Below are 25,356 nucleotides of genomic sequence, written 5' to 3' on the forward strand. Positions count from 1 at the left end.
TAAGTGCCCCAATATGAAAAAGTTACTCTTCGGGATTATGTTTCTCATAATTCTCAACCCTTCCAGTGCACAAGATTCTTTGGTAAGTTTTGCTGAACTCAACTATACTTCTTCATTCGAGCAGGAGATATTTCAACAAACGCGTGTAAAATTTAAAGACCCATTTTCATTATTCATGGCGAATGGAGGTCTCTTAAAAGAGTCAAAAATTAAAGATAGCCGTGAACAGTTTTATGCATTCGTACGGAGCTTGGGTTACGAAAAATCGCAAGGAAAGCGCAATGACAAAAGGATAAATCCATTGTATGATGCGATACACAAGCGATTCTTGACCAAGTACGAAGAGAAGAATAAGTTCGAAGAAATTTTTTACAATGGAAACTATAACTGCGTATCAGCGACTGCCCTTTACGCCCTTGCATTCGAGGAATTGAAAATTCCCTATGTCATCAAGGAAGAGCCTACTCACGTTTACTTGATTGCATATCCAGGGTTGGAGCAAATTGTTTTACAAACAACGATGGCCGTTGGCGCCACACAAACCATCAGCGCGGAGTTCAGACAGCAGTATGTCAAAATGCTTCGTGATCAGAAAATTATATCCGCGAGAGAGTATAGTAGTTATGGCGCAGATGCGCTATTTCATAAGTATTATTTCGGTGAGAATACAGATATCAATCTTGAACAACTGGCTGGAATTCAATATTGCAATGAAGCTTTGTATTTGTTTCAAGAGAAGAACTATGAAGATGCTTTTCAGTCGTTGCAAAAAGCGTACTATCTATACCCTTCGGAGCGTTCGCGTTACCTTTTATATCTGTCGTCGATAATGTCATTTAACGAGCATCAGCAAATTGATTCAGTGCATGCGGTTAAGTTGGGCCGACTTTCGCAGTTCAAGTCGATGGGTATTCAGAACAAACAAATTATATCTGAATTTGCCACTGCAACACACAAGCTACTGAGTAATTCGACCACACGTGATAAAGAATTTTATGATCACTATCACCGTATTTTAACTGACGAGGTTTCAGATTCTACATTGGTGAAGGAGATTAATTTTTTCTATCAATATGAAAAATCGCGGTGGGCTTTCAATCGCGGGTATTATCAGGAATCATTAGTGCATGCTGAAAACGCTATTAACGTAGATCCGGCAGACGAAGAAGCACAGATGATGCTTATCTCCGCTTTGGGGAACACATTGCAAAATGAATCAGATGCTTCGGTTATTGAGTCTACACTGGAGGGCTATGCTGTGAAGTTTCCAGCGATCACAAAGAATAATAAATTCAATGAACTCCGTGCGGCCAGTTATATTCTGCAATTTAACATTGGATATACTGTTGGGAAGATTTCTACTGGAGAGCACTATCGTTCTTTATTTGAGCAAATCTCCAATCAATATCGTGGGATGATGGTTAATCCTGACTTAATTGGTCAAGCGTACTCGACGGCGGCCGTGTATTACTTTAAGAAGGGACAAAATGCAAAAGCAAAACAATTTATTGCGACCGGCCTGAAATATGCTCCAAATAGTTATGAGTTGATTTCACGGCAGCAGATGCTGCGCTAGAATTTTCTGTCGATAGCCAAGTTGTATTTCCCTTCCAATATTTTATAGTTGCTTTGAGCGGTTTTTACCTTGGCGATGATATTCAACTCTTTCATGATATACATACCGGGCTGAAGATTCATTCTCATATAGGCAACGCCTTGCTTGACATCAAAAAGTTGTGCGGCGTCATGGCCGATGTAACCTTCTTTTGTCAAAACGCCTTCGTAATATTCTACATTCCCTTTTGTGTCGTCAGAGAGTTTAATCTCTAACGTAAAATTTCCACTTGTCATCAAGTTGTCAACTTCTTTAAACACGATCTTCGGATACCGTGTTTTTAATTTCTGGTCGATTGTATATTCTTTTAGATCTTTGCAGAGATTGCTTTCGAAATACGGTATCTCGGCCATCAATTCTCCAGTTCTGCGATATCTTTTGACGACACCGTGTTTTTTGCCCTTGAAGTAGGGTGTCTCTTCTAAAATCCCGCCGTGCTCATAGTATTTTTTTGCAACGCCTTCTCTTTTCTTTCGAAGAAAAGTAACCTCTTGGAATAGCTGCCCATTTTTAAAATACTCTTTGTAAAATCCCGTTTGATCGGCATACATCTTTGTCTCTTTGTAGAGCGTGCCATCGGGATAGTATTCATGCGTTTCATCGTCAACAGCGCGTGTATCTTTTTTACTGCAAGCGCTAACAAAAAAGAAAATGGCAATGATGAATGGAAATAGTGACTTGGCGTGCGAGCTCTTCATGGCGCGAGTTGGGGTTGCGTGTCACAAAGATAAAAAAATACGGAAGGTGTGTTGGCCTTCCGTATCTAGATTATTTGATCGATATCTTTTCCGGGATGATAATCGCCGCAGGAAAAAAGCGCTTGACTTCACTGTAGTCTTGCTGAGCATCCAGCCTTGTGTAGTACTTGCCGACCTTCACTCGGAAGATTGGTTCCGTAAATTGTACCTCTGATTGAAGATCTGGGAACGCATTTGTTAACGTTTTTTTTGCGTTCAACGCTTCCTCGCGTTTCCCAGAATATACCTGAATTGTAAATCCATCGATCGAATTTTTACTCAGATTAATGCTGCTAATACTATCCAATACGCCATCCAACTTTTTATTAACGGCAACCTTAGGCTCAACGTACGACGTTGGTTTTTTATCCTCTGGTTTACTGTTGTCGGCAGTTGTAACTACTTCGGCTTTCGGACGGTGTACCGTCAGATCTTCCGAGTATCTATTTTCTTGTGACGACGTTGTGGTTGTCTTTTGCGTTTTGCAGCTCGAAAGAAAAACTCCGAGTATAAAAAGAAAACCGGCGAAACGTAGTATGCGCATAGTCATATTAATCGATAATGATGCAACGATTGTTGAGTAAATCATCTTCAACCTTTTTGTATTTCACATCGCGAAGCACCCGCCCATCGGTGTACTGAACACTCACTTTATCATTGCGATTAGCAAGCTTATCAGATTTTACGGGCATGACTTTCTCTTGTGCTGGGCGATTTTGTTGCGCTTGCTGTGGAGCACCGCCGCCGCTAAGCAAAGATTTTGATTCTTCTTTTTGTTCATTCAGGCGAACTTTCGCGCGTTGTGGTTGTCGTGCTTCTTGGACCTGATCAGGTTGCTGCACTGGCAAATCGGCCTTGAGTAAGAACGATATCGTCTCTTCGTTCACTTTCGCGATGAAGCGCTTGAATAATTCAAACCCTTCAAATTTGTAAATCAAGAGTGGATCTTTCTGCTCGTAAACAGCATTTTGAACGGACTGTTTAAGATCGTCCATCTCTCGCAAATGCTCTTTCCAAAGTTGATCGATGATGTGGAGCGTGATTATCTTCTCCATCGATTTAATCAACTCTCCGTTATTGGTCTCAACACATTTTGCAAGGTTAGCGGAAATTCCAATTTGTTTCTTGCCGTCGCTAAAAGGAACCATGATGTTGTCCACAGTAGCGCCACGTGTTTTATGAATCTCCTGCACCACGCCCAATGCTTTTTGAGCAATGGCACTATTCTTTTGTTGATAATGCTGCAGTGTTTTGTGGTAGAGGTCATCGGTAAGTTTCTCTTGTTTCGTACGATCGAAATCTTCTTTTGTGATTTCGTAGTCGATACCAAAAGTGCCTAATGCATTCAGTCGCAAACTTTCGTAGTCGCTTGCATTTTTTGCATTGATAATCATATCTTCCGATGTGTCGTACAGCATGGTGAGTATGTCAAGCTCGAGGCGCTCTCCGAAGAGTGCGTTTCTTCTACGCTTGTAAATCACTTCGCGCTGTGAGTTCATCACGTTATCGTATTCCAGCAAGCGCTTACGAATACCGAAGTTGTTTTCTTCTACCTTTTTCTGAGCCCGTTCGATAGAACTAGTGACCATCGAATGCTGAATCACTTCACCCTCTTTCAAACCGAGTCTATCCATGATGCGTGTAATACGCTCAGGCATGAACATACGCATCAAGTTATCTTCTAATGATACATAGAACTGTGACGTACCCGGATCACCCTGGCGTCCTGAACGTCCACGCAACTGACGGTCTACACGACGTGACTCATGTCGTTCTGTACCAATGATAGCAAGTCCCCCAGCAGCTTTCGATTCAGGTGTAAGCTTGATGTCGGTACCGCGACCGGCCATGTTCGTTGCAATTGTTACTGTACCTGGCTTACCAGCTTCGGCAACAATCTCAGCTTCGCGTTGGTGTTGCTTTGCGTTTAGTACTTGATGTTTAATTTTTCTCATCTGAAGCATACGACTCACGAGCTCGGAAATCTCTACCGATGTCGTTCCCACCAACACGGGTCTTCCTTCGCCAGTAAGTTTTACTACTTCGTCGATAACAGCGTTGAATTTTTCACGAACCGTTTTGTAAACCAAATCGTCGTAATCTTTTCTTACGGCTTGCTTATTTGTTGGAATAGCAACGACGTCGAGTTTGTAAATATCCCAGAGCTCTCCTGCTTCCGTTTCTGCTGTACCTGTCATACCCGCAAGCTTATGGTACATGCGGAAGTAGTTTTGTAAGGTGATGGTAGCGTAGGTTTGTGTGGCATCTTCTACCTTCACATTTTCTTTCGCCTCTATCGCCTGGTGTAAGCCGTCTGAATAACGACGGCCATCCAATACACGGCCAGTCTGTTCGTCAACGATTTTCACTTTGCCATCAACAATGATGTATTCCGTATCTTTTTCAAAAAGCGTATACGCTTTCAATAATTGATTGATACTGTGAATACGTTGAGACTTCGTTTGGTAGTCGCGAATAAGTTCTTCTTTCTGATGAAGCTTATCTGCGTCGTTGAGTGTGGTGTTTTTTTCGAGCTTATTAAGTTCTACGCCGATCTCAGGAAGGATAAAGAATTTAGCATCCTCGCCTTCACCTGTAATGAGATCAATTCCGTTTTCGGTGAGTTCAACGCTATTGTCTTTTTCGTCGATCACAAAGTACAAAGGCTTGTCTGCTTCTGGCATATTGCGCTTGTTCTCTGCGAGGTAATGGTTCTCTGTTTTTTGAAGCACAGACTTGATGCCTGTTTCGCTGAGGAATTTGATCAAAGGTTTGTATTTCGGCATGGCGCGGTACGCACGGAATAGTGCAAGTCCGCCATCTTTTTCATTGCCTTCAGTGATTTGCTTTTTGGCTTGTGATAAGAATTCGTTCACAAGCTTCTTTTGCGCTTCTACCAATTTATAAATCCGCGGCTTGAGATCGTAAAATTCATGTTCGTCACCACGTGGTACAGGCCCAGAGATAATCAGTGGGGTACGTGCTTCATCGATCAACACCGAGTCAACCTCATCGACCATCGCATAGTGATGGGCGCGTTGTACGAGATCTTCAGGATCGCGTGCCATGTTATCGCGGAGGTAGTCGAAACCGAACTCATTGTTTGTTCCGTACGTGATATCCGCACGGTAGGCGTTTCTTCGCGCGTTTGAATTGGGTTCGTGTTTATCAATACAGTCTACACGAAGGCCGTGGAATTCAAAAATCGGTCCCATCCATTCGCTATCGCGTGTAGCCAGGTAGTTGTTTACGGTTACGATGTGCACACCACGTTTGGCAAGTGCATTCAAGAATGCCGGAAACGTAGCTACCAGTGTTTTACCTTCGCCGGTTGCCATTTCAGAAACTTTTCCTTCGTGCAATACGATACCACCGATAATCTGCACTTCGTAGTGCATCATATCCCACTTGATCTTATTACCAGCAGCGATCCACTCATTATACCAAATGGCTTTCTCACCATCGATTTTAACGTTCTCTTTTCTGCCTGCAAATTCGCGATCGTAATCTTGTGCTGTTACTTGGAGCGTTTCGTTTTCTTTGAAACGACGAGCAGTTTCGCGAACAATGGCGAAGGCTTTCGGAAGAACTTTCATGAGAACTTTTTCGAGTTCTTTATTACGATTCTCTTCTAGTTTGTCAATTTCTTGAAAGATCGCATCTTTTTCGTTGATCTCCAGTTGTGGGTTCTCGGCGATTTTGGCGTGAAGTGATTTGATCTTCTCGTCAGTAGCACTGAGCTCTTGATTGATGAGATCTTGAATTTTTTTTGTTTCGCCGCGAAGATCGTCGTTGCTGATGGACTTTAGTTTTTCACCTTCTTGTTTGGTTTGTTCAACCAAAGGCATCATGCGTTTAATGTCCTTTTCCGACTTCGTTCCGAAGATTTTGGCAATGAGTTTTAGCATAGAGTTAATTCGTCGTTAAACCGTTAAACATTGTGCCGGACCCGACCTTAGCCAAAACGACCTGTTCGGAATGCGAAACATGTAAACGCCCTAAAGGGGGCCTAAAGTTAATTTGTTTTTTGAGATTACGCGGGTACAATTACAGTTCCAAATGGCCTTCGAACACCATTTTGGCAGGCCCGACGAGGAAAATATCCTCAAACATGACGGAGTGGCCATTGTCGCCTGAAGATTTCGGCTTTTTGAACTCGATGGATAGGTCGCCTCCGAGTGCCTTGATGGAGATTGGCGAGGTCAATCCCTTCAGTGAGGCAGCCAATGCCGCGGCCGTTACGCCCGTACCACAAGAAAGTGTTTCATCTTCGACACCTCGCTCGTAGGTGCGCACAAAAAGCACGTTATTCGGAAGGATTTCTAGAAAATTAACATTCGTTCCGCCTGGCTTGAATGTCTCGCTATTACGAATTTTTCGACCCTCTTCAAATACGGGGTAATTCTTGAGGTCCTGAACGAAACGTATGTAATGTGGAGAGCCCGTGTTGATAAAGAAGTCGTCGCCGATTGACTTTACTTCTCTAACATTATTCATTTTTATACTGACGATTTCCCCGTTGAGTTGAGCGTCATGAGGGCCATCGAACGCTTCGAAAGTGGATTTACCGTTTACAATTCCCAAGGTCGCTGCGAAATGAACTGCGGCTCGGCTTCCATTCCCACAAAGACTTTGAGAACCATCACTATTAAAATACTCTAACTTAAAATTGAGTGAAGGATGTCTTTCGATTAACATAAGGCCGTCGGCACCCACGCCGAACTTGCGATCGCAGATTTGTTCAATTTGAGATTTCGTGAAAACGAGGCGGCTCACCCGATTGTCAATGATGACGAAGTCGTTGCCTGTAGCCTGGTATTTATAGAAGTGAATTTTCACGAACGGAAAAGATAGCAGTACTTATTTAATTTCTTCGTAGTCGACGTACTCGCCAATTTTGCGGCTACGCTTTTTGTCTGCCTTTCTGGCGGCGTCTGCCTGTTGCTGCATGCGCTCATATTGTCGAAGCTGTTGTGACGCTGCGCCGGCTTTAAAGAAAAACTTCCCTATTTTATAGAGCACGTAAAAAATAAGACCGAGTACGAGAAGATATCTGAACGACATGGTTTTAATTTTTAACTCAAACGTAAGAACAAAGGTATAGGTTCAAGACGGATTCGCCAACCTATTTATTTTGCTTGAACGTTGATAAATCATTGAGTTACAGGAGCTGCCATTTTAAATGTTTTTTCGGCGTCATCATGATTATACAATAACATCTTATTCCTTACACACTCGATGAACGGACGTTGAGCCATCTCATGGCCCTATATCTTTGCAGCCATTACGAAACACTATTTTTTAATATGGGAAAAATGAAATTCGGTTATCTACTATTGTACGTTGTACTTTTTGTTTCCACGGTGAGTCTTGTAGGTTGTGGAAGCGATGAATCGGATCCGGAGCCAGAACCTTCAAAAAGTAATGCGAAAGCAATTACGTCCTTTAAATTCTCTGGACTTGCTCCTGAAGTCGCTGGTGTTGTTGACGAGTCGAAAAAGACAGTGGCTCTTACTGTTTTAAAAGGCACAAATGTTACTGCGCTTGTTCCAACAATTGCAGTTTCTGAAAAATCTTCGGTGGCACCTGCTTCTGGCGTAGCGCAAAATTTTACGAACCCAGTAACATACACTGTTACTGCTGAAGACGGTTCAACGCAAGATTATGTTGTGACTGTAACCGTGAGTCAAACTGTAACTTTTGAAGTGGATGAATTCGAAGAAGGAACGGAAATACAGCAAGATGACATCTTTATTGTTACTGGCGATGGCTTTAGCGGCGGAACGAGCAAGGTTGTTTTGAAGAATGTTGAAACAGAAACAGAATACACCTACACACCGACAGCAGGATCAGGAGATGAAATTATTTATCTGAAAGCCGCTGCTGATCTTCCGGTAGGAAATTATACAGTGACAGTGTTTGTAGGAACGCAATCGCTGGAATTGGAAAACACAGTCGCAGTAGTTCGTCATCATCCAATGATTACAGCCGTTGATAAAACGACTGTAGCACCGGAGGCGACTATCGTGATTACCGGCAAGTACTTTGGCTCTGCAGGCCAGAACAAGGTTTATCTGACGCAAGATGGTTTCCAATTTAAGTTAACCATCATATCAGAGTCCGCCACTTCAATTACAGCAAAATTACCAGAGAACATATTTGAAGGTGATCATGAACTGAGTGTAGTGAGCCATGACGTTGAGGTAACTTTCGATGGTATTATTGAAGTTACGGAGCCTCCTACACCAAAACCGACGATTACAAACATTCAAGAGTTTATCTACAACCGTGGCGAGACGATGATCATCACGGGAACGAACTTAAAGAAAGCTGGCGTAGCGACGAATATTGTTTTCACTCCTTTTACAAGTGGGGTCGGTACTGTGAGAAGCGGGATTGCTAATGCTGCAGGCACGCAAGTGACGTTCGCTATTCCTCCTGAATTCCCAGTAGGTACATATGTGATCACCGTTGAAGTTGACTTTGTGTCGAGTGAAGAGTACGGCGATGTGATTAAGATTCAATAAGCAATAAAATTTTATCTTATACGAGGGCTGTCCTGAAAAGGGCAGCCCTTCGCTTTTACAACGCACTAAAAAAATAAAGGCTGCCTAGTTTATAAGCAGCCTTCTTTATGAAAAATGTTTCGCTTAGCGACTCAAGTAAAGATTTCTTTCTGAATAAATTTTCAAGAAGTAATCATCCATTAAATCGTCAATGAAATAAATCGCTTCACCCGTAGATTTCATCTCAGGTCCAAGTTCCTTATTCACGTCAGGGAATTTATGGAAAGAGAACACAGGTTCTTTAATTGCATAACCTTTGCGCGTAGGATTGAAAGTAAAGTCTTTTACTTTCTTGTCGCCAAGCATAACCTTCGTAGCGTAGTTCACATAAGGTTCATCATAAGCTTTGCAAATAAATGGAACGGTTCTCGATGCTCTTGGATTCGCTTCGATGATGTACACCTTATCATTTTTGATTGCGAATTGAATGTTGATCAATCCTACAGTTTGCAACGCGACAGCAATCTTCTGTGTGTAATGTTCAATCTGTTTGATCACGAAGTCTCCCAAATTGTAAGGTGGCAATACCGCGTAAGAGTCGCCTGAGTGAATACCTGCCGGTTCAATGTGCTGCATGATACCGATGATGTAAACATCTTCGCCGTCGCAAATTGCATCGGCTTCTGCTTCAATGGCGCCATCGAGGAAGTGATCGAGCAAAACTTTGTTATCAGGCAAATGCTTCCAGATATCTAAAATGTGATGCTCAAGCTCCTGCTCGTTGATTACAATCTTCATGCTTTGTCCACCCAACACGTAAGAAGGGCGAACCAGCAATGGGAATCCGATTGTCTTGCAAACTTCAAGTGCTTCATCGGCATTTTTTGCAACACCAAATTCAGGATATGGAATGCCAAGGTCTTTTAACAATGAAGAGAAACGTCCACGGTCTTCAGCGAGATCAAGTGCATCGAATGATGTACCAATGATTTTGATGCCGTACTTGTGAAGTTTCTCTGCAAGTTTTAATGCAGTCTGTCCTCCAAGCTGAACAATTACACCCTCAGGTTTTTCATGTTCAATAATATCGAAAAGGTGCTCCCAGAATACAGGCTCGAAGTAAAGTTTATCAGCGATGTCAAAATCTGTAGACACCGTTTCTGGATTACAATTTACCATGATGGTTTCGTAACCAGCTTCTTTCGCAGCGAGTACGCCGTGAACGCAAGAATAGTCGAATTCAATACCTTGACCGATACGGTTCGGACCTGACCCGAGAACAATGATCTTTTTCCTGTTCGAAACGATCGATTCATTTTCTTTATCGAAAGTCGAATAGTAGTAAGGTGTTTTTGCTTCGAACTCGGCGGCGCAAGTATCTACTAGTTTGTAAACACGTTTGATGCCAGCGTCTTTACGCTTTTTGTAGACTTCGCTTTCAAGACAATTCAAAATATGTGCAATCTGTCTATCAGCAAATCCTTTTTCTTTCGCTGAACGAAGGAGATCGGTTGGCAACGATTCGATCGTGAATGTTGCAATTTTCTTTTCTACTTCGATGAGTTCTTCAATCTGTTTGAGGAACCAACGATCGATCTTGGTAAGCTTTTGAATAGTCTTCATCGCGATACCAAGTTTCATCGCATCGTAGATGTGGAATATTCTGTTCCATGATGGATTCTCTAAGCTATAAAGAAGTTCATCTTGTTTAGTGAGCGACTTCCCGTCAGCGCCAATTCCATTTCGGCGTATCTCCAAAGACTGCAATGCTTTTTGTAAAGCCTCTTGGAAGTTACGTCCGATACCCATGGCTTCACCTACCGATTTCATTTGTAATCCGAGGCGTCTGTCTGTGCCGTGGAATTTGTCGAAGTTCCAACGTGGAACTTTTACAATCACATAGTCTATGGCAGGTTCGAAGTAAGCCGTTGTCGTTCCTGTAATTGCATTTGTCAACTCATCGAGGTTGTAACCGATCGCAAGTTTTGCAGCAATTTTAGCAATCGGATATCCCGTTGCTTTTGAAGCGAGTGCCGAGGAACGAGATACGCGTGGATTGATCTCGATACCGATGATTTCTTCGTCGTTGTCTGGATTCAAAGAGAACTGCACGTTACATCCACCAGCAAACTTACCGATACCGTTCATCATCTTGATCGCGAGATTCCGCATGTGCTGATAAACTGTGTCGGGGAGCGTCATGGCCGGTGCTACTGTAATAGAGTCACCAGTATGAATTCCCATTGGATCGAAGTTCTCGATCGAACAGATAATAATAACGTTTCCTAAACTATCGCGAAGAAGTTCGAGCTCATACTCTTTCCAGCCCATGATGCTTTGCTCTACCAACACTTCATGGATCGGAGATGCATGAAGTCCACGATTTAACGCTTCGTCAAATTCATCAGGAGAATTCACGAAAGCGCCACCAGTTCCGCCCAATGTATAAGAAGGGCGAATAACGAGCGGGAATCCGATCTCTTGTGCAATCTCTTTACCTTGAAGGAAAGATGTTGCTGTTCCACCTTTGCAGACACCAACACCGAGTTCCAACATCTTCAAGCGGAATTTTTCGCGATCTTCTGTTGTCTCGATAGCCTTAATGTCGACACCGATAATTTTTACCCCGTAGTGCTGCCAGATTCCAGCTTTGTCGCACTCGATACACAAGTTGAGCGCCGTTTGACCTCCCATGGTTGGAAGAACTGCGTCAATGTGGTGTTTTTCAAGTATTTCCCGAATTGATTTCTTGGTGAGCGGCTTCAGATACACGTGATCAGCCGTCACTTTGTCAGTCATAATCGTGGCAGGATTTGAGTTGATCAATACAACCTCAATTCCTTCTTCTCGCAGCGATCTTGCTGCTTGAGAACCTGAATAATCGAATTCACAGGCTTGGCCGATGATAATCGGCCCGCTTCCGATGATGAGGACCGAGCGAATACTTCTATCTCTTGGCATTTTTTCTTTTGTAGTGGAGTGGTATGAACAAAATCTCGCAAAAATAAAACATGGAAAGTAATCGCGAAGGGATTGGCAAAATTTAATCTCAAGCCTTACGAAAGTTAGCTTTTATAGCGAAGTGCGCCCGCAAGTTACAAGCTGCGAGTTTTTAAGCTTTAATAGTAAATGGCTTTTAACTTGAGCCCTGCAGCTTGTAGCAATTCCAGCCTTCGCGTTGTAAGGGTAGCATTCCTAAAACACGTCTCTTTATAGATAGACAAACAGAATATTTCCCGTCACCGTTTGAAAAACTTATTTTCCATGGGTCGTCAGAATTTTGGATCTTTTAAATCTTGTTTTTAAAGACCTATGATGTTGAATATTGATGCAGCAAAAAAACAAACTTACGATGCCATCGTCGTGGGTTCTGGAATTTCAGGCGGTTGGGCGGCGAAGGAACTTTGCGAAAAAGGATTGAAAGTGTTATTGCTTGAGCGCGGAAAAAATGTACAACATCCTGACTATCCAAATTCCACCAAAGATCCGTGGGAGCTACCGCACCGGAATGAATTAACATTCGCCGATATTGAGAGAAGTCCGATACAACATCGTCATTATGCTTATCAGGAAGCGAATAAACATTTCTTCATCAATGATCTTGAAAATCCATACACCGAAGTCAAACGCTTCGATTGGATTAGACCCGATGTTGTGGGTGGAAAGAGTTTGCTGTGGGGAAGACATTGTTATCGATGGAGTGATTTAGACTTTACGGCAAATTTAAAGGAGGGTGTCGCCGTCGATTGGCCCATTCGCTACAATGACCTTGCCCCTTGGTATGATTATGTTGAAAAATTTATCGGTGTGAGTGGTCAGTCGGAAGGAATTTCGCATTTGCCCGATGGCCACTTTCAACCACCAATGGAAATGAATTGCGTCGAAGCTGACTTTAAGAAAACAATTGAAGGGAAGTTTTCGGGTAGGAAAATCATTATGGGGCGCATTGCAAATCTCACTCAGCCTGTTAAAGGTCGCGGTGTTTGTAAGTCGCGAAATCTTTGTCACCGCGGTTGTCCGTGGGGTGGATATTTTAGCACCAATGCAAGTACACTCCCGGCTGCATTTGCCACGGGAAATTTAACACTACTTCCGAATAGTCTGGTGAATCGTGTGCTGTACGATGAAGCAAAGGGAAAAGCCTCAGGTGTAGAAGTTATTAACACGGAAACAAATGAAGTAACAGAATATTTCGCACGCATCATCTTTCTCAATGCAAACACTGTGGCAACCGGTTTTATTTTGCTGAACTCAATGTCGAGTCGATTTGAAAATGGATTGGGAAATGATAGTGATCAAGTGGGTAGGAATTTAATGGATCATCACAAACACGCTGGGGCAACCGCTGATGTTGAAGGATATGAAGATTACTATTATTATGTGCGCCGGCCGAATACATTGTATGTACCACGATACCGAAATCTTAGTAACGAGCGTAAAGATTATCGGAGAGGATTTGGATTGATGGGCGGGGCTTATCGAAACGGATGGCATAGCCACATCATGAGTGAAGAAATAGGCGTGTCACTAAAAGAAAATGTTCAGACGCCGGGGCAATGGAAAATTAAACTCGACGGATATGGTGAGTGTTTACCTTATCAAGAGAATCGGATTACGCTTAACACGGATAAGAAGGATAAGTTTGGACGAAATACATTGACAATTGACTGCGAGTATAAATCGAATGAGTTGAATATGCAGAAGGACATGGCTGCATCAGTGGCAGAGATGTTTGAAGCTGCAGGATTCAAAAACGTAAAAAGTTTTATAAATACGTCTGCACCTGGTAATACAAATCATGAAATGGGAATTGCTCGTATGGGGCGTGATCGAAAGACTTCAGTGTTGAATGCTTTCAATCAGATGCATGATGTAAAGAATGTTTTTATAACCGATGGATCATGCATGACAAGTTCATCATGTGTCAATCCGTCGCTTACATACATGGCGCTTACCGCCAGAGCATGCGACTATGCTGTGAAAGAACTAAACCGATTAAACCTATAATAAAAATGACGAATCGAATTTTGATGTTCCTGCTGGTGTTGTCCATTCCTTCTTTTGCACAGAAGAAGGATAAAACTTGGCGCTATCTTTTTAATGGAAAGGACCTCTCAGGGTGGAAACAAGTTAATGGAAAGGCTCCTTATGCCGTGGAGAATGGTATGATCGTGGGAACAACGGTTGCTGAATCGCCAAATTCTTTTCTGGCAACAGAAGAACTTTTTGGTGATTTCATTTTCGAAGTTGAATTCAAAATGGACGACGGTACGAATAGCGGCGTGCAATTTAGAAGTGAGCAAAGACCGGAAGATGGAAAAGTATTTGGGTATCAGCTCGACATTGATCCAACGCCACGTAAATGGTGTGGAGGAATTTATGATGAATCACGTCGTCAATGGTTGTATCCTTTAGAGTACAACGTGGCTGCGAAGAATGCATATAAGAATCAACTGTGGAATACAATTCGTATTGAAGCCATCGGAAGTAACATGCGTACCTGGATCAATGGTATACCGTGTGCAAATATTGTCGACGACATGACACCAAAAGGTTTTATCGCACTCCAAGTGCACTCAATCAACGATGCGAAGGACGCTGGAAAAAAAGTATGGTTCAAGAATATTCGAATTAAGACGGAGAATCTTCAAGCATCGCCAATTGATAATATTTTTCAATTGAATCTTCTGCCGAACAAGATCACGGAACAAGAGAAAGCAAATGGCATTGTGTTGCTTTGGGACGGAAAAACTACGGAAGGATGGCGAGGTGCATACAAGGATAAATTTCCAGAGGCCGGTTGGGAAATTAAAGACGGTACACTCTCTGTTGTAAAATCTGATGGAGCAGAATCGCGGAATGGTGGAGACATTGTGTCGAACAATGAGTATGCTGCGTTCGATCTGCAGTTTGAATTTAAGTTAACTGAAGGTGCTAATAGCGGGGTAAAATATTTTGTAACTGAAAAAGAAAACAATCAAGGTTCCGCTATCGGTCTAGAGTTTCAAATTCTAGATGATGACAAACACCCTGACGCCAAAATGGGCGTTGTTGGGAATCGTACATTATCATCACTCTATGACTTGATTCCGGCGGCAAAGAATCCACGCGGCATCAAAAAAATTGGCGAGTGGAATCAAGGCCGTGTCATAGTGTATCCTGATAATCGTGTTGAGCATTGGTTGAACGGTTATAAAGTAATTGAGTACACACGTGGCAATAACATTTTTAAAGCACTCGTCGCGCGCAGCAAGTACGCAGATTGGCAAAATTTTGGGATGGCGGAACAGGGTAGAATCTTGCTGCAGGATCACGGTGATAAAGTGTCGTTTCGCAGCATTAAAATTAAAATTCTTAAGTAGGTCGTCGATTAAAGATTAACATATGAAATCAAACCGAAGAAACTTTATTAAGAAATCTGCAGCAGTGGCGTTGGGTGCTATGGCTTTCAGTGCAAAAAGTTATGCGAACATCATTGGCGCTAATGATAAGATTAGAGTGGGTGTAGTCGGATTTTCTGATCGTTTTAAATATTCGCTTTTCCCTGCGTTCACACATCACTATCAGAAAAGCAATTTCGATATCGTTGCTGTCTCTGATCTTTGGAAGAAGCGTAGAGAAGAAGGACAAGCTTTCTTAAAAGAAAAACTTGGCCACGATATTCAGGCTTGTGTGAATAACGATGAATTGTACAAGATCAAAGATCTAGATGCTGTCATCATCAGCACGGCTGACTTTCAACACGCGATTCATACCATCGAGGCCGTAAAAGCTGGCTGCGATGCATACACCGAAAAGCCTTTCGCTGAAACGATGGAGGATAATCGCGCGGCGCTAAAGGCGGTTAAAGAATCGGGCAAGATCGTTCAAATAGGTTCGCAGCGGAGGAGTGGAAACAATTACCATGCAGCTGCAGAATTCATTCAAGCAGGGAAGTTTGGTCCCATTGTGATGGTTGAACTGAGTTGGAATGTTAATCAACCAGGGCGTTGGCGTCGCCCCGCATTGGTAGCAGAGCTTCGAGAGCAAGACACAGATTGGAAACGATTTTTATTGAATCGTCCCTTTGAAAATTTCGATCCAAGAAAATATTTAGAATACAGATTATTCTGGCCCTATTCGTCAGGTATGCCTGGGCAATGGATGAGTCATCAAATAGATACTGTACATTGGTTTACAGGATTAAAACATCCGCGTAGCGTCGTGGCCAACGGAGGTGTATACATTTGGAAAGATGGTAGACGTAATTGGGATACAACAACGGCTGTGTTCGACTATGGTGCCGAAGATGGATCATCGGGATTCCAAGTTACTTTCTCTTCTCGTATGGGTAATGGTGATGAAAACCCGGCGGAGATTTACTACTCAAATGGGGGCGAACTGAATTTGAATACGAACAAGGTAACCCCGCGTGGTGGGATGCAAGAGAATCATGCGAAAGCGATGAACCTACATGCTAATCTTTTGCCTGAAACAGATATCACGGTGAGTGCGGAGAAAGTAGTGGCGTCTGCGGTTACTGGTGGCGATGTATTGACTTCTAATCACATGCTAAATTGGATGCAGAGTGTTAGGAACAGAACGCAACCAAATGCGCCGGTAGAAGCAGGATACTATCATTCCATTGCAACTATTATGACGAACGCCGCGGCACGAACAGGCGAGAAAGTAACGTTCGATGAAAAAACGCAAGAGGTGATGGCAGGAGGAAAAGTATTTAAGTATTAGCATATATCTTGTTTTCTATTTCCCCGGGTTTAACCCGGGGAAGACGTGTCGTTGATCGCGAAACCTTCTTCTGTTCTCCTCAATCTTTTTCAAAAAAATCCCAATAAAATTCGTTGTGCGATGACGTGATTCATTTGTCACGGAGACATTCTCATCAATGCTTTGCTTATTTCATAATTTGATTGAATTTAGTCGACGTAAGCAAACGCATTAACCATGTACTACTATCGACTCGGTAATATTCCACCGAAACGGCATACACAATTTCGCCAGCCAGACGGAAGTCTTTACAAAGAAGAACTGGTCAGTTCAGAAGGCTTTTCTGGTGTGTACTCAAATTTATATCACATCAATCCTCCAACGCGCATCAAAGAAATCAAAACACCAGTTCGCTATGGCCCGAAACGTGTTGACGATTATGCGCTACAGCAAACGCATCTAAACACATCGAAGGTGGGAGAGACGGGAAAGGATTTTTTGAATGCAAGGAAAGTTTTGCTGATGAATAATGATTGTTCAATATCAATCTGTTCGCCACAACAACGGAAGATGGACTACTTTTACAAGAATGCTGAAGGCGATGAAGTGATATTCGTTCATGACGGAAAGGGCGTATTAATTTCTCCCTTTGGAAAACTCGATATTAAGCAAGGCGATTATGTGGTTATTCCGCGTACAGTGATTTATAAACTGGAGTTTGAAGATGGCCCGCTCCGGTTACTCATCATTGAATCGACAAGTCCTATAGAAACTGTAAAACGTTATCGAAATCAACTCGGCCAACTTCTAGAGCATTCGCCTTATTGTGAACGCGATATTCGTCCTCCGCATGAGTTGATTACGGAAACAAAAAAAGGTGAGTACCTTTTGCAGATTAAGAAGCAAGGATTTTTGCATCAATATATTTACGACTATAGTCCTCTTGATCTTATTGGCTGGGATGGATTTTTGTGGCCTTATGCTTTCTCGATTCACGACTTCGAGCCGATCACGGGAAGAATTCATCAGCCACCACCAGTGCATCAAACATTTCAAGCGAAGAATTTTGTAATCTGTTCGTTCGTGCCGCGATTGTTCGACTACCATCCGCTCGCAATTCCGGCTCCTTATAATCATAGTAATATTGATTCTGATGAAGTCTTGTATTATGCCGAAGGAAATTTTATGAGTCGAAGAGGTATCGAACGTGGATCGTTTACACTTCATCCCGGCGGTTTGCCTCACGGTCCGCATCCAGGCACCGTCGAGAAAAGTATCGGAGCAAAGGAAACGCATGAGCTGGCGGTGATGATTGATACATTTCATCCACTACACCTCACAACGGATTCACTGGAATTTCTCGATGAAAAATATCCCATGAGTTGGACAGACAATGGAGGAGAATCGTTTCACGAAATCAACACACCTTGAGCAGCATGGGCATTTTATGAGACGATACAACAAAAAAATGCTGCTCGAATGAAGAGCAGCATTTTTTATTTTTTTATGCATTTGAAACTCGATCTGAATTATTTTTCCGGGTTCAAGACTACCTGAACATAATTTTTATCAGTCAAATATTTCACGGCTGCGTCTTTCACATCTTTAGGCGTAATGGTGGCAATTCGCTTTTCGTACGACAGAATACCTGTTGGATCGGCACCGAGTTCAACACTTTGTATGAGTTGTGATACCCAGAAATTATTTTCTTTCACGTTAACAACATACTGTTGCTTCCAAGTTTCTTTTACCTTGTTAAGGTCAGCCTCGGTCGGTCCATCTTTTTTAATCTTGGCAATCTCTTCGAGCGCTGCTGTGATAAGTTTGTCTACATTTTCTGGTCCACACGGGAGTGCCATGCCGAATGAATAGTTGCTGTACGGATACTTGCTCATTCTTGCAAACACACCGCCAGAATAAATTCCACCAAGATCTTCCCGTAATTTTTCAATCACCTTGATGTTGAGTACTTCAGACAATGCCTGCATTTTCAAATTCTCTGTTTCATTGTATGGTGTTTCGCCGTTCCAGAATAAACGGATGAAACTTTTGGGCTCAGTTCCTTTACGAACTTCTTTTTTAACAACACCTTTTACCGGACGCAATCCTGGATCTTTAAACGTTGACTTTTTGCCTGATGCAGGAAGACTACCGAGGTACGTTTCGAGCATAGGTTTGATTTGCGCTAAATCAAATTTTCCAACGATGACGAAAGTGAATCCTGTAGCGTCCCCAAATCTCGCCTTATAAATTTCAACGGCCTTGTCGAGGTTGATGAGGCCGATGTTTTCTCCTTTTGGAACTTTCGGTGACCATGCGTGTCCCTTATATAAAATGTTGAACACACTATCCTGAAAAGTGAATTCAGGATTTGACGTCATGTTTTGATAAAGCGATTGTTGCTTGGTAACGAACGACGTGAAAAGCTCTTGGTCTTTTCTTGGCTGTGTAAAGTTTAAGTAGACAAGTTGGAGCATGGTCTCTAAATCAACAGCGCTGCAACTTCCTGTGAGTGTTTCTGAAATCGGGCCAATGCGTGGTGAAACAGAGGCACTCTTTCCGGCAAGGACTTTTCGTAAATCAACAGGTGAGAAACTTCCAATGCCCATTTGTGAAATCACAACCGACGAGAACTCTGCGCTGAAACGATCCTTGGCGTCGAACAAATACTGCCCGCCGAAACGTGTCGCATTCATGATTACTTGATCATTCTTAAAATCAGTTGGCTTGAGTATTACGGTAACGCCATTACTCAATGTAACGGTCGTTGTTCCGATGGCTGTATTTTCTTTCGTGGCGGTGATCTTTCCTGCGGTTGGAGATTTCTCTAGCAACGAGGTAGCTATTGCTTTTTCTTCGTACGGTTTGATTTCCGCTTTGGCTGCCGTTTCTGCCATTGCAAGAAGTTCTTCTTTTGTTGGCATTTTAAAGTCGGCTTTCTCTGGTCCTTGGAGTACGACAAGTTTTGGCGTCGTTGGACTAGGTAAATTTTTTGCCGTGTAAGCATTCACCTCTTCGAGCGTAATTGCGTCGAGATAATCTTTATGGTACTGGAATTCTTTCTCTATGCCAGGAATCGGTTCTTGCTGCAGAAAGTGATTCACATATTCATCAACAAGGTTTGCGGATTCAGTTTTGTCGCGCTCATTAAAGCTACGCTCAATACCTTTCATCATCATTTTTTTTGTGCGATCAAGCTCTGCTGCGGTGAATCCGAACTTCCGCGCGCGCTCATTTTCTTGAACAAGTGCGTTGATTGCAGCTTCCGGACCACCCTTTGCAAGGTAAGCGATGGATTGGAATGACTCATAGCCACGTGCATAGCCGCCGACAAATGTTCCGCCGAAAACAAATGGAGGATCTGCCTTCTGCACGAGCTCTTGCATACGCTGACTCAAGATGCTTGTGAATAAGCGGCGAACGAGATATTCGCGATAGTCTGAAACAGTAACTGTTTCCTTTTCGCGTTGTGATGGATAATAAATCTCAATCACATGATTTGTTGCCTCTGGATCGGTAACGACAAGTCCCTCAGAAGTTGCGCGCGCTGGTACATCTGCATATGCGCGTGGTCTTGGGTTAGCAACTGGCTTTAGTTTTTCAAAATGTGTTTTGATGTAGCGCTCAGCTTCTGCTGGCTCGATGTCGCCCACCACAATGACGGCCATAAGATCGGGACGATACCAATCGCGATAGAATCGTTTGATCACATCGTGCTTGAAGTTTTTTAAGATATCGTCTTTGCCAATAGGAAGTCGCTCTGCATACTTCGATCCTTGAAACATCTTTGGATAAACAACACGAAACATTCTATCTTCAGCACCCTTTCCGCCGCGCGATTCTTCCAATACAACGCCTCGCTCTTTATCAATTTCCGCGCCGTCGAACGCGACAGTACTTGCCCAATCTTCAAGGATTTGAAATCCTTTTTCAATGTTTTCCTTTTTCTCCGTTGGGATGGGAAGAATGTAAACAGTTTCATCAAATCCTGTATAAGCGTTGAGGTCAGCGCCGAATTCAACACCGATCGATTGCAAGAACGAGACGATGTCATTCTTCTGGAAATTTTTGGACCCATTGAATGCCATGTGCTCAACAAAATGCGCGAGTCCCTGTTGATCGTCATCTTCAAGTATTGAGCCTACATTAACAGCAAGTCGAAGTTCAATCTTTCGCTCGGGTTTTACATTTTTACGAATGTAGTAAGTCAAGCCATTGCTCAGCTTTCCAATTTTAACAGTTGGATCAATCGGCAATTTCTCTTTTAATTTTTCCTGTGCAACAACGGATTGCCCGAGAAACAACAGCGTAAGTGCATACGTCCAAAGGCTAATGGAATGTAGTAGTTTGTGAAACCGTAACATGTATTGAGGTTTTATTGAGATGATTATAATAAGTGATCGTTTAATTTGATTAGTATCCCCAACGTGGCTTGATCTGATTAAGCATTTCTTGATGAATGTGACCATTTGCCGCACACAGTTCGCCGCCGAATAAAAAGTTATTTCCACCTTTAAAGTCGGTAACTTTTCCGCCGGCTTGTTGAACGATGAATGCTCCTGCAGCGACGTCCCACGGGTTCAAATTATATTCGAAAAAACCTTCAAGTCTCCCGCATGCCACATACGCTAAGTCAATCGCTGCACTGCCCAGGCGTCGAATGCCATGTGTCTTATATAGAAATTCTTTGATGATGTCGAGGTAAGCATCTTTCTTTTCAGAATGATAATATGGAAATCCAGTTGCGAGCAAACTTTCGCCTAATGAGGGAACCGACGATACACGAATTTCATGGTCGTTGCAAAATGCTTTGCCTCCCTCTATCGCGTGAAAACACTCTTTTCGCACAACGTGATACACTGCGCCAAATATCGTTTCTGTTCCACGCGTTAACCCAATACTGATTGCATAAATCGGTAAGCCGTGAAGAAAATTGGTCGTACCATCAAGTGGATCGATGATCCAGTTGTAAGTATTTTGCTTGGACTGTTCAACGGTACCCTCCTCAGTGATGAAGCCAGCTTCAGGTACTATTTTGTGAAGGCTATAAACCAGTCTTCGTTCAGCTTCCTTGTCAACGTAGGAAACCAAATTATTGAAACTGTTCTTTTGTTCAATCTTACTGAGATCGAAACCTGCCCCTTCTTTCTGGATAAAATCTCCAACTTCTACACAAAGCTCTGCTACGCGTTTATCGATACTGATTAAATCCATTGCGATATTGTTTTCTTGATTAATGAAATATACTCATCAAGAATGAAACTAACACGCGATGAAATTATAATTTGATAAATGGTAGGTTAATCAGATTGCTTACCGGCGACGACAATTACGATTTCGCCTTTCACATCTTTGCTTTGATAATAGTGTAAAACTTCTTCGACCGTACCCGTTGTAGTCTCTTCAAATTTTTTGGTGAGCTCGCGCGAGACAGAAACTTGCCTATCGGCGCCGAAAAATTCCTTGAACTGTTCAAGTGCCTTTACGAGGCGATGGGGCGATTCATAAAATACCATCGTGCGCTCTTCAGCAGCGAGATTCTTGAGTGCCGTTTGGCGACCTTTTTTATGGGGAAGAAAACCTTCGAACACAAATCGATCGCAAGGTAGTCCTGATTTAACAAGTGCAGGAACAAACGCAGTAGCACCGGGGAGGCATTCCACCTGAAGCCCTGCTTGTAAGCATGCACGGATGATGAGAAACCCCGGATCTGAAATTCCTGGTGTGCCCGCGTCAGAGACAAGCGCCATACGCTCACCTTTTTGCATCCGTTCGATCAGCGACGATACGATTTTATGCTCGTTGAAATTATGAAAACTCTGCAAGGGTTTTGCAATCTCATAGTGTTTCAATAAAAAGCCCGATGTTCGCGTGTCTTCTGCGAGAATCAGGTCGGCGTTTTTTAGAACATCCAATGCACGTATCGTGATGTCGCCCAAGTTGCCGATCGGTGTGGGAACTATGTAGAGGTTGATGATTTTTTCTGACATCTATTGTTCGATCTAACTGGCTGCGGCGTCGATAGCTTTTGCAAGTTTATGGTCTTTGTCCGTAACGACATCGCCGGCATCATGTGTTGATAGTTCGAAGCTCACGGTGTTGTAAACGTTCGTCCATTGCGGATGATGATCCATCTTCTCCGCGAGCAAGGCAACTTTTGACATGAACCCAAAAGCCGTAACGAAATCTTTAAACTTGAATGTTTTCTTCAGCCGATTGTTCTCCTGTATCCATTCCATAGTCAAAACGATTTAGAATATCGATTTACGATTTTTTCTGCACATCGCTATGGAAGGTTGCCACTAAAGGGCGACAATGCCCTCAATCGCTGCGGCAGCAACATAGATTCTAATAACCTCGTCGCTTGAATTGGCCATCACTTGTGCTGTAACGCTTGTGTAGTTCCCTTGCTTAGAAAGTTTTTCAGTCACAGCATGCTTAGGAAATAGTTTCTTGACTTCCTCCTCTTTCCCTTTCGGCACAATGAATTTATAAATGTAAAGTGAGGGCCAGGCGTAGTGCTGGTCCAGTTTCTCTCTAAAGTTGTTAAACCATTCTTCGTTCATCTTAAAAAGCAACGCCTCCCGACAAGCAGGAGGCGTTCATTAAAATTTTTAATATTCCTAGTTGAACTTATAGCGCTCGTCTTCAATATCAGATTTTTCTTTGATGGCCTCGGAGATACTATATCCGGCCATGTTCAGGCTCTGCAGAAGTTGTTGTGAATACGGCGTGTAGTTTTCAATTGCAGGTGCAACAGTTTTGTTTTGCAGTTCAACAATCAAAACACCGTTTTCACCATTGAAAGGTTGTGAACGCTTCCCATTCTCAAGGGAGAAGGATACACCCACGGCAACAGGATCGTAATTAACAGCTGGTGGTAATCCATTGCCACTTAAGCGCACGTTGCTAGAAGTATAAACAGTTGCTTCTTTTCCGAAGCCAGCTGCAATTTCGTCTAACGTCCCTTTTAAGCCATTGAGCTTCGCAGCGATTGCTTTGCCCTTTACAATTTTTTGTACTTCAGGCGTAATTTCATTCTTAACGGATTCAAATGGGCGATGGCCTTTTTTGATCTCGCCTGTCATAACAGCAACTACATTTTGTCCTTCAAGTTCGAACACCTGAGAAACCTTGTCTGTTTTTGCTTCACGGTACAACCATTGTACTACTGCGCGTGCCTCGCCGAGACTGCTAACACCTCTGTCGCTAGCGCGGATGCTCTTCGCTTCGAGAACCGTTAGACCTTGCTCTTTTGCTTTTGCTTCGAAGTCTTCCACATCAGATGCAGTTGCTAATGCCTCTGCCTTCGTAAACGCTGCGCTGATAGATGCATCCAATGGAATGATTTGTTCTTCAACAATAGCCAATTGATAAGCTCTGTTTGTTTTTGGATTAGTGACATCAATGATGTGGTATCCAAACTGTGTTTCTACTACTTCGTTCAGAAGTCCAGCTTTGGTAGCGCCGAAGATGGCATCTTCAAAAGGCTTCACCATGGTGCCGTTGTTTGCAAACCATCCTAAGTCACCACCGCGTTGCGCGTTAGATTGATCTTGGCTGAATGCACTTGCTTGACCTGCAAAGTCTGCTCCTTTTTTGATGGCATCCAATACATTGTTTGCACGTGTTTTTGCGTCAGCTTTTGCAGCATCCGTTGAATCGGTCCAAGTAATTAGGATGTGACGAGCACTAGCGTAAGAAACAGTGTCGTTCGTCACTTTAGAAACTTTTACAATCTTGTACGAGTCGCCATCAACAATAGGGCCGATCACTTTACCCTCCACGAGGCTATCGCGGTTGATGAAAGTTGGAAGCGTACCATTGTTGTATTTTTCAAATGGCGTGTTGCTTAATGAATATTGGTAAGCAACCGCGGAATCATTAGATGTAGTACGGAAAGCTTCAAGTGCTTTTGCAAGTTTGTCCTGTACGATGGCGCTATCCTGAGCAGATGGCACAACGGGTACGCTAACATACTTGATATCGCGAGTGGCTTCTGTTTTGAAGCGTTCGATGTTCTTCTGATAAAAGTCCTTGAGGTCGCTGTCGGAAACTTGTGCAGCAGAATCACTGATGGCAAAGAAAGGAACATACAGATATTTCAGTTCAGCTACATCTTCTTGTGCGTGATAAGCACGTTCAGCTTCGGCCTTTGTGACATAGCCTGTTTTGAGAATAAGGTTTTCGTATTTGATACGGGCACGCGCAGGTGCGAGGTTATCCGCATACATCTTCAGACGTAAGTACTCTTGCGAGTTTTGATTACTTCTTGCTTGGCTAATATAGTTCTGCATCATAGCGCGATCGAACTCGCCAGTTTGAGGGTTCACAAAAGCCTGACGAAGTCCTTCTTCGATGTTAACACCTTCGATCATGTCAAGCTGTTCTTCTTGCGTAACCGTAATACCAACCTTTTCGAATTGTGGTTGGAATGCGTACTTGGCAATCAAAAGCTCCCATGCTTGTTGACGGATACCGATCATTTCGCGTTCACCCGGGTCGCGTTGTGCACGCTGACGATATTGTTCTTCCATTTGGAGCACAGTAGCGTCGAATTCTTTTTTGGTGATTTCTTTACCGGCGATGGTGCCTACTTTATCGGCGCCCCATCTCATGATGTTGGAATTACCACTGAAGATATCACCGAGAATAAATGCTGAAATCGCGACAAACACGAACACCACTAATCCGATGCCCGCCTTATCACGCAAAGTTCCTATCAATGCCATAATCTAAATTTTAAAGAGCCGCAAATTTAACCCGATATCCGTATTAGAAAAATATCGTG

Annotated in this window: 18 protein-coding genes; 6 read left to right on the forward strand and 12 right to left on the reverse strand. The window is 42.9% G+C overall.

What is annotated here, in order from left to right; all coding sequences use genetic code 11:
* Window positions 1-13: 13 nt before the first annotated feature.
* Window positions 14-1,576, forward strand: coding sequence for a hypothetical protein (locus tag DQQ10_RS04665; RefSeq protein ID WP_112745598.1), 1,563 nt, complete (start codon window positions 14-16; stop codon window positions 1,574-1,576).
* On the opposite strand, the gene DQQ10_RS04670 is transcribed toward DQQ10_RS04665, so the two are convergent.
* The 5 genes from DQQ10_RS04670 to DQQ10_RS04690 form a co-directional block, all read right to left on the reverse strand.
* Window positions 1,573-2,313: a toxin-antitoxin system YwqK family antitoxin gene (locus DQQ10_RS04670; protein ID WP_112745599.1), complete on the reverse strand. Its 741-nt coding sequence runs from the start codon at window positions 2,311-2,313 to the stop codon at window positions 1,573-1,575. The two genes, DQQ10_RS04665 and DQQ10_RS04670, sit on opposite strands and share 4 nt — an antisense overlap.
* Window positions 2,314-2,383: 70 nt before the next feature.
* Complete coding sequence (locus DQQ10_RS04675) at window positions 2,384-2,941, reverse strand: SPOR domain-containing protein (protein WP_112745600.1); 558 nt, start codon at window positions 2,939-2,941, stop codon at window positions 2,384-2,386.
* Window positions 2,904-6,260, reverse strand: coding sequence for a preprotein translocase subunit SecA (secA, locus tag DQQ10_RS04680; RefSeq protein ID WP_112745601.1), 3,357 nt, complete (start codon window positions 6,258-6,260; stop codon window positions 2,904-2,906). The genes DQQ10_RS04675 and secA overlap by 38 nt, the downstream gene beginning before the upstream one ends.
* Window positions 6,261-6,399: 139 nt before the next feature.
* Window positions 6,400-7,191 (reverse strand): diaminopimelate epimerase, encoded by a 792-nt coding sequence (gene dapF / locus DQQ10_RS04685; RefSeq protein ID WP_112745602.1) that lies wholly within the window; start codon window positions 7,189-7,191, stop codon window positions 6,400-6,402.
* Window positions 7,192-7,212: 21 nt separating this feature from the next.
* Complete coding sequence (locus DQQ10_RS04690; RefSeq protein WP_112745603.1) at window positions 7,213-7,416, reverse strand: hypothetical protein; 204 nt, start codon at window positions 7,414-7,416, stop codon at window positions 7,213-7,215.
* 242 nt (window positions 7,417-7,658) lie between these two features.
* Between DQQ10_RS04690 and DQQ10_RS04695 the strand changes: the two genes are divergently transcribed.
* Window positions 7,659-8,879, forward strand: coding sequence for a DUF5018 domain-containing protein (locus DQQ10_RS04695; protein ID WP_221409659.1), 1,221 nt, complete (start codon window positions 7,659-7,661; stop codon window positions 8,877-8,879).
* 123 nt (window positions 8,880-9,002) lie between these two features.
* Here the strand turns inward: DQQ10_RS04695 and carB are convergent, their stop codons facing one another.
* Window positions 9,003-11,819: a carbamoyl-phosphate synthase large subunit gene (gene carB / locus DQQ10_RS04700; protein ID WP_112745605.1), complete on the reverse strand. Its 2,817-nt coding sequence runs from the start codon at window positions 11,817-11,819 to the stop codon at window positions 9,003-9,005.
* 351 nt (window positions 11,820-12,170) lie between these two features.
* Here carB and DQQ10_RS04705 point away from each other — a divergent pair, with 351 nt between their 5' ends.
* The 4 genes from DQQ10_RS04705 (at window position 12,171) to DQQ10_RS04720 (ending at window position 17,996) form a co-directional block, all read left to right on the forward strand.
* Window positions 12,171-13,865: a GMC oxidoreductase gene (locus DQQ10_RS04705; protein ID WP_112745606.1), complete on the forward strand. Its 1,695-nt coding sequence runs from the start codon at window positions 12,171-12,173 to the stop codon at window positions 13,863-13,865.
* Window positions 13,866-13,870: 5 nt separating this feature from the next.
* A complete protein-coding gene (locus tag DQQ10_RS04710; protein ID WP_112745607.1) occupies window positions 13,871-15,220 on the forward strand; it encodes a 3-keto-disaccharide hydrolase in 1,350 nt (449 codons plus the stop codon).
* Between the two features lie 22 nt (window positions 15,221-15,242).
* The gene (locus tag DQQ10_RS04715; protein WP_112745608.1) at window positions 15,243-16,586 is read left to right on the forward strand and encodes a Gfo/Idh/MocA family protein; all 1,344 of its coding nucleotides are present in this window, start codon (window positions 15,243-15,245) and stop codon (window positions 16,584-16,586) included.
* A 216-nt stretch (window positions 16,587-16,802) separates the two neighbouring features.
* Window positions 16,803-17,996 carry a homogentisate 1,2-dioxygenase gene (locus DQQ10_RS04720; RefSeq protein WP_112745609.1) on the forward strand — a complete coding sequence of 398 codons (1,194 nt, stop codon included), beginning with the start codon at window positions 16,803-16,805 and terminating at the stop codon, window positions 17,994-17,996.
* Window positions 17,997-18,094: 98 nt separating this feature from the next.
* Here DQQ10_RS04720 and DQQ10_RS04725 read toward each other — a convergent pair whose 3' ends face one another.
* The 6 genes from DQQ10_RS04725 to DQQ10_RS04750 form a co-directional block, all read right to left on the reverse strand.
* Window positions 18,095-20,929: a M16 family metallopeptidase gene (locus tag DQQ10_RS04725; protein ID WP_112745610.1), complete on the reverse strand. Its 2,835-nt coding sequence runs from the start codon at window positions 20,927-20,929 to the stop codon at window positions 18,095-18,097.
* Between the two features lie 49 nt (window positions 20,930-20,978).
* Entirely contained in the window at window positions 20,979-21,779 is an 801-nt protein-coding gene (locus DQQ10_RS04730) for an inositol monophosphatase family protein (protein ID WP_112745611.1), read from the reverse strand.
* An 86-nt stretch (window positions 21,780-21,865) separates the two neighbouring features.
* Window positions 21,866-22,555 (reverse strand): 16S rRNA (cytidine(1402)-2'-O)-methyltransferase, encoded by a 690-nt coding sequence (gene rsmI, locus DQQ10_RS04735; protein ID WP_112745612.1) that lies wholly within the window; start codon window positions 22,553-22,555, stop codon window positions 21,866-21,868.
* A gap of 12 nt (window positions 22,556-22,567) precedes the next feature.
* Complete coding sequence (locus DQQ10_RS04740; protein WP_112745613.1) at window positions 22,568-22,804, reverse strand: 4a-hydroxytetrahydrobiopterin dehydratase; 237 nt, start codon at window positions 22,802-22,804, stop codon at window positions 22,568-22,570.
* A gap of 63 nt (window positions 22,805-22,867) precedes the next feature.
* Window positions 22,868-23,131, reverse strand: a complete 264-nt coding sequence (locus DQQ10_RS04745; protein ID WP_112745614.1) for a DUF493 family protein — start codon at window positions 23,129-23,131, stop codon at window positions 22,868-22,870.
* Between the two features lie 57 nt (window positions 23,132-23,188).
* Entirely contained in the window at window positions 23,189-25,297 is a 2,109-nt protein-coding gene (locus DQQ10_RS04750) for a peptidylprolyl isomerase (protein WP_112745615.1), read from the reverse strand.
* Between the last annotated feature and the right edge of the window lie 59 nt (window positions 25,298-25,356).

It is taken from the genome of Pseudochryseolinea flava (genome assembly GCF_003286915.1).
Classification (GTDB): Bacteria; Bacteroidota; Bacteroidia; order Cytophagales; family Cyclobacteriaceae; genus Ohtaekwangia; species Ohtaekwangia flava.

Excerpts from the sequence above, each read along its gene's own strand:
- DQQ10_RS04695 (WP_221409659.1), top strand. The coding sequence starts at position 7,659 with ATGGGAAAAATGAAATTCGGTTATCTACTATTGTACGTTGTACTTTTT.
- DQQ10_RS04710 (WP_112745607.1), top strand. The coding sequence starts at position 13,871 with ATGACGAATCGAATTTTGATGTTCCTGCTGGTGTTGTCCATTCCTTCT.
- secA (WP_112745601.1), bottom strand. The coding sequence starts at position 6,260 with ATGCTAAAACTCATTGCCAAAATCTTCGGAACGAAGTCGGAAAAGGAC.
- DQQ10_RS04715 (WP_112745608.1), top strand. The coding sequence starts at position 15,243 with ATGAAATCAAACCGAAGAAACTTTATTAAGAAATCTGCAGCAGTGGCG.
- DQQ10_RS04705 (WP_112745606.1), top strand. The coding sequence starts at position 12,171 with ATGATGTTGAATATTGATGCAGCAAAAAAACAAACTTACGATGCCATC.
- DQQ10_RS04670 (WP_112745599.1), bottom strand. The coding sequence starts at position 2,313 with ATGAAGAGCTCGCACGCCAAGTCACTATTTCCATTCATCATTGCCATT.
- DQQ10_RS04740 (WP_112745613.1), bottom strand. The coding sequence starts at position 22,804 with ATGGAATGGATACAGGAGAACAATCGGCTGAAGAAAACATTCAAGTTT.
- carB (WP_112745605.1), bottom strand. The coding sequence starts at position 11,819 with ATGCCAAGAGATAGAAGTATTCGCTCGGTCCTCATCATCGGAAGCGGG.
- DQQ10_RS04675 (WP_112745600.1), bottom strand. The coding sequence starts at position 2,941 with ATGATTTACTCAACAATCGTTGCATCATTATCGATTAATATGACTATG.
- DQQ10_RS04725 (WP_112745610.1), bottom strand. The coding sequence starts at position 20,929 with ATGTTACGGTTTCACAAACTACTACATTCCATTAGCCTTTGGACGTAT.
- DQQ10_RS04720 (WP_112745609.1), top strand. The coding sequence starts at position 16,803 with ATGTACTACTATCGACTCGGTAATATTCCACCGAAACGGCATACACAA.
- DQQ10_RS04745 (WP_112745614.1), bottom strand. The coding sequence starts at position 23,131 with ATGAACGAAGAATGGTTTAACAACTTTAGAGAGAAACTGGACCAGCAC.
- DQQ10_RS04690 (WP_112745603.1), bottom strand. The coding sequence starts at position 7,416 with ATGTCGTTCAGATATCTTCTCGTACTCGGTCTTATTTTTTACGTGCTC.
- rsmI (WP_112745612.1), bottom strand. The coding sequence starts at position 22,555 with ATGTCAGAAAAAATCATCAACCTCTACATAGTTCCCACACCGATCGGC.
- DQQ10_RS04730 (WP_112745611.1), bottom strand. The coding sequence starts at position 21,779 with ATGGATTTAATCAGTATCGATAAACGCGTAGCAGAGCTTTGTGTAGAA.
- DQQ10_RS04665 (WP_112745598.1), top strand. The coding sequence starts at position 14 with ATGAAAAAGTTACTCTTCGGGATTATGTTTCTCATAATTCTCAACCCT.
- DQQ10_RS04750 (WP_112745615.1), bottom strand. The coding sequence starts at position 25,297 with ATGGCATTGATAGGAACTTTGCGTGATAAGGCGGGCATCGGATTAGTG.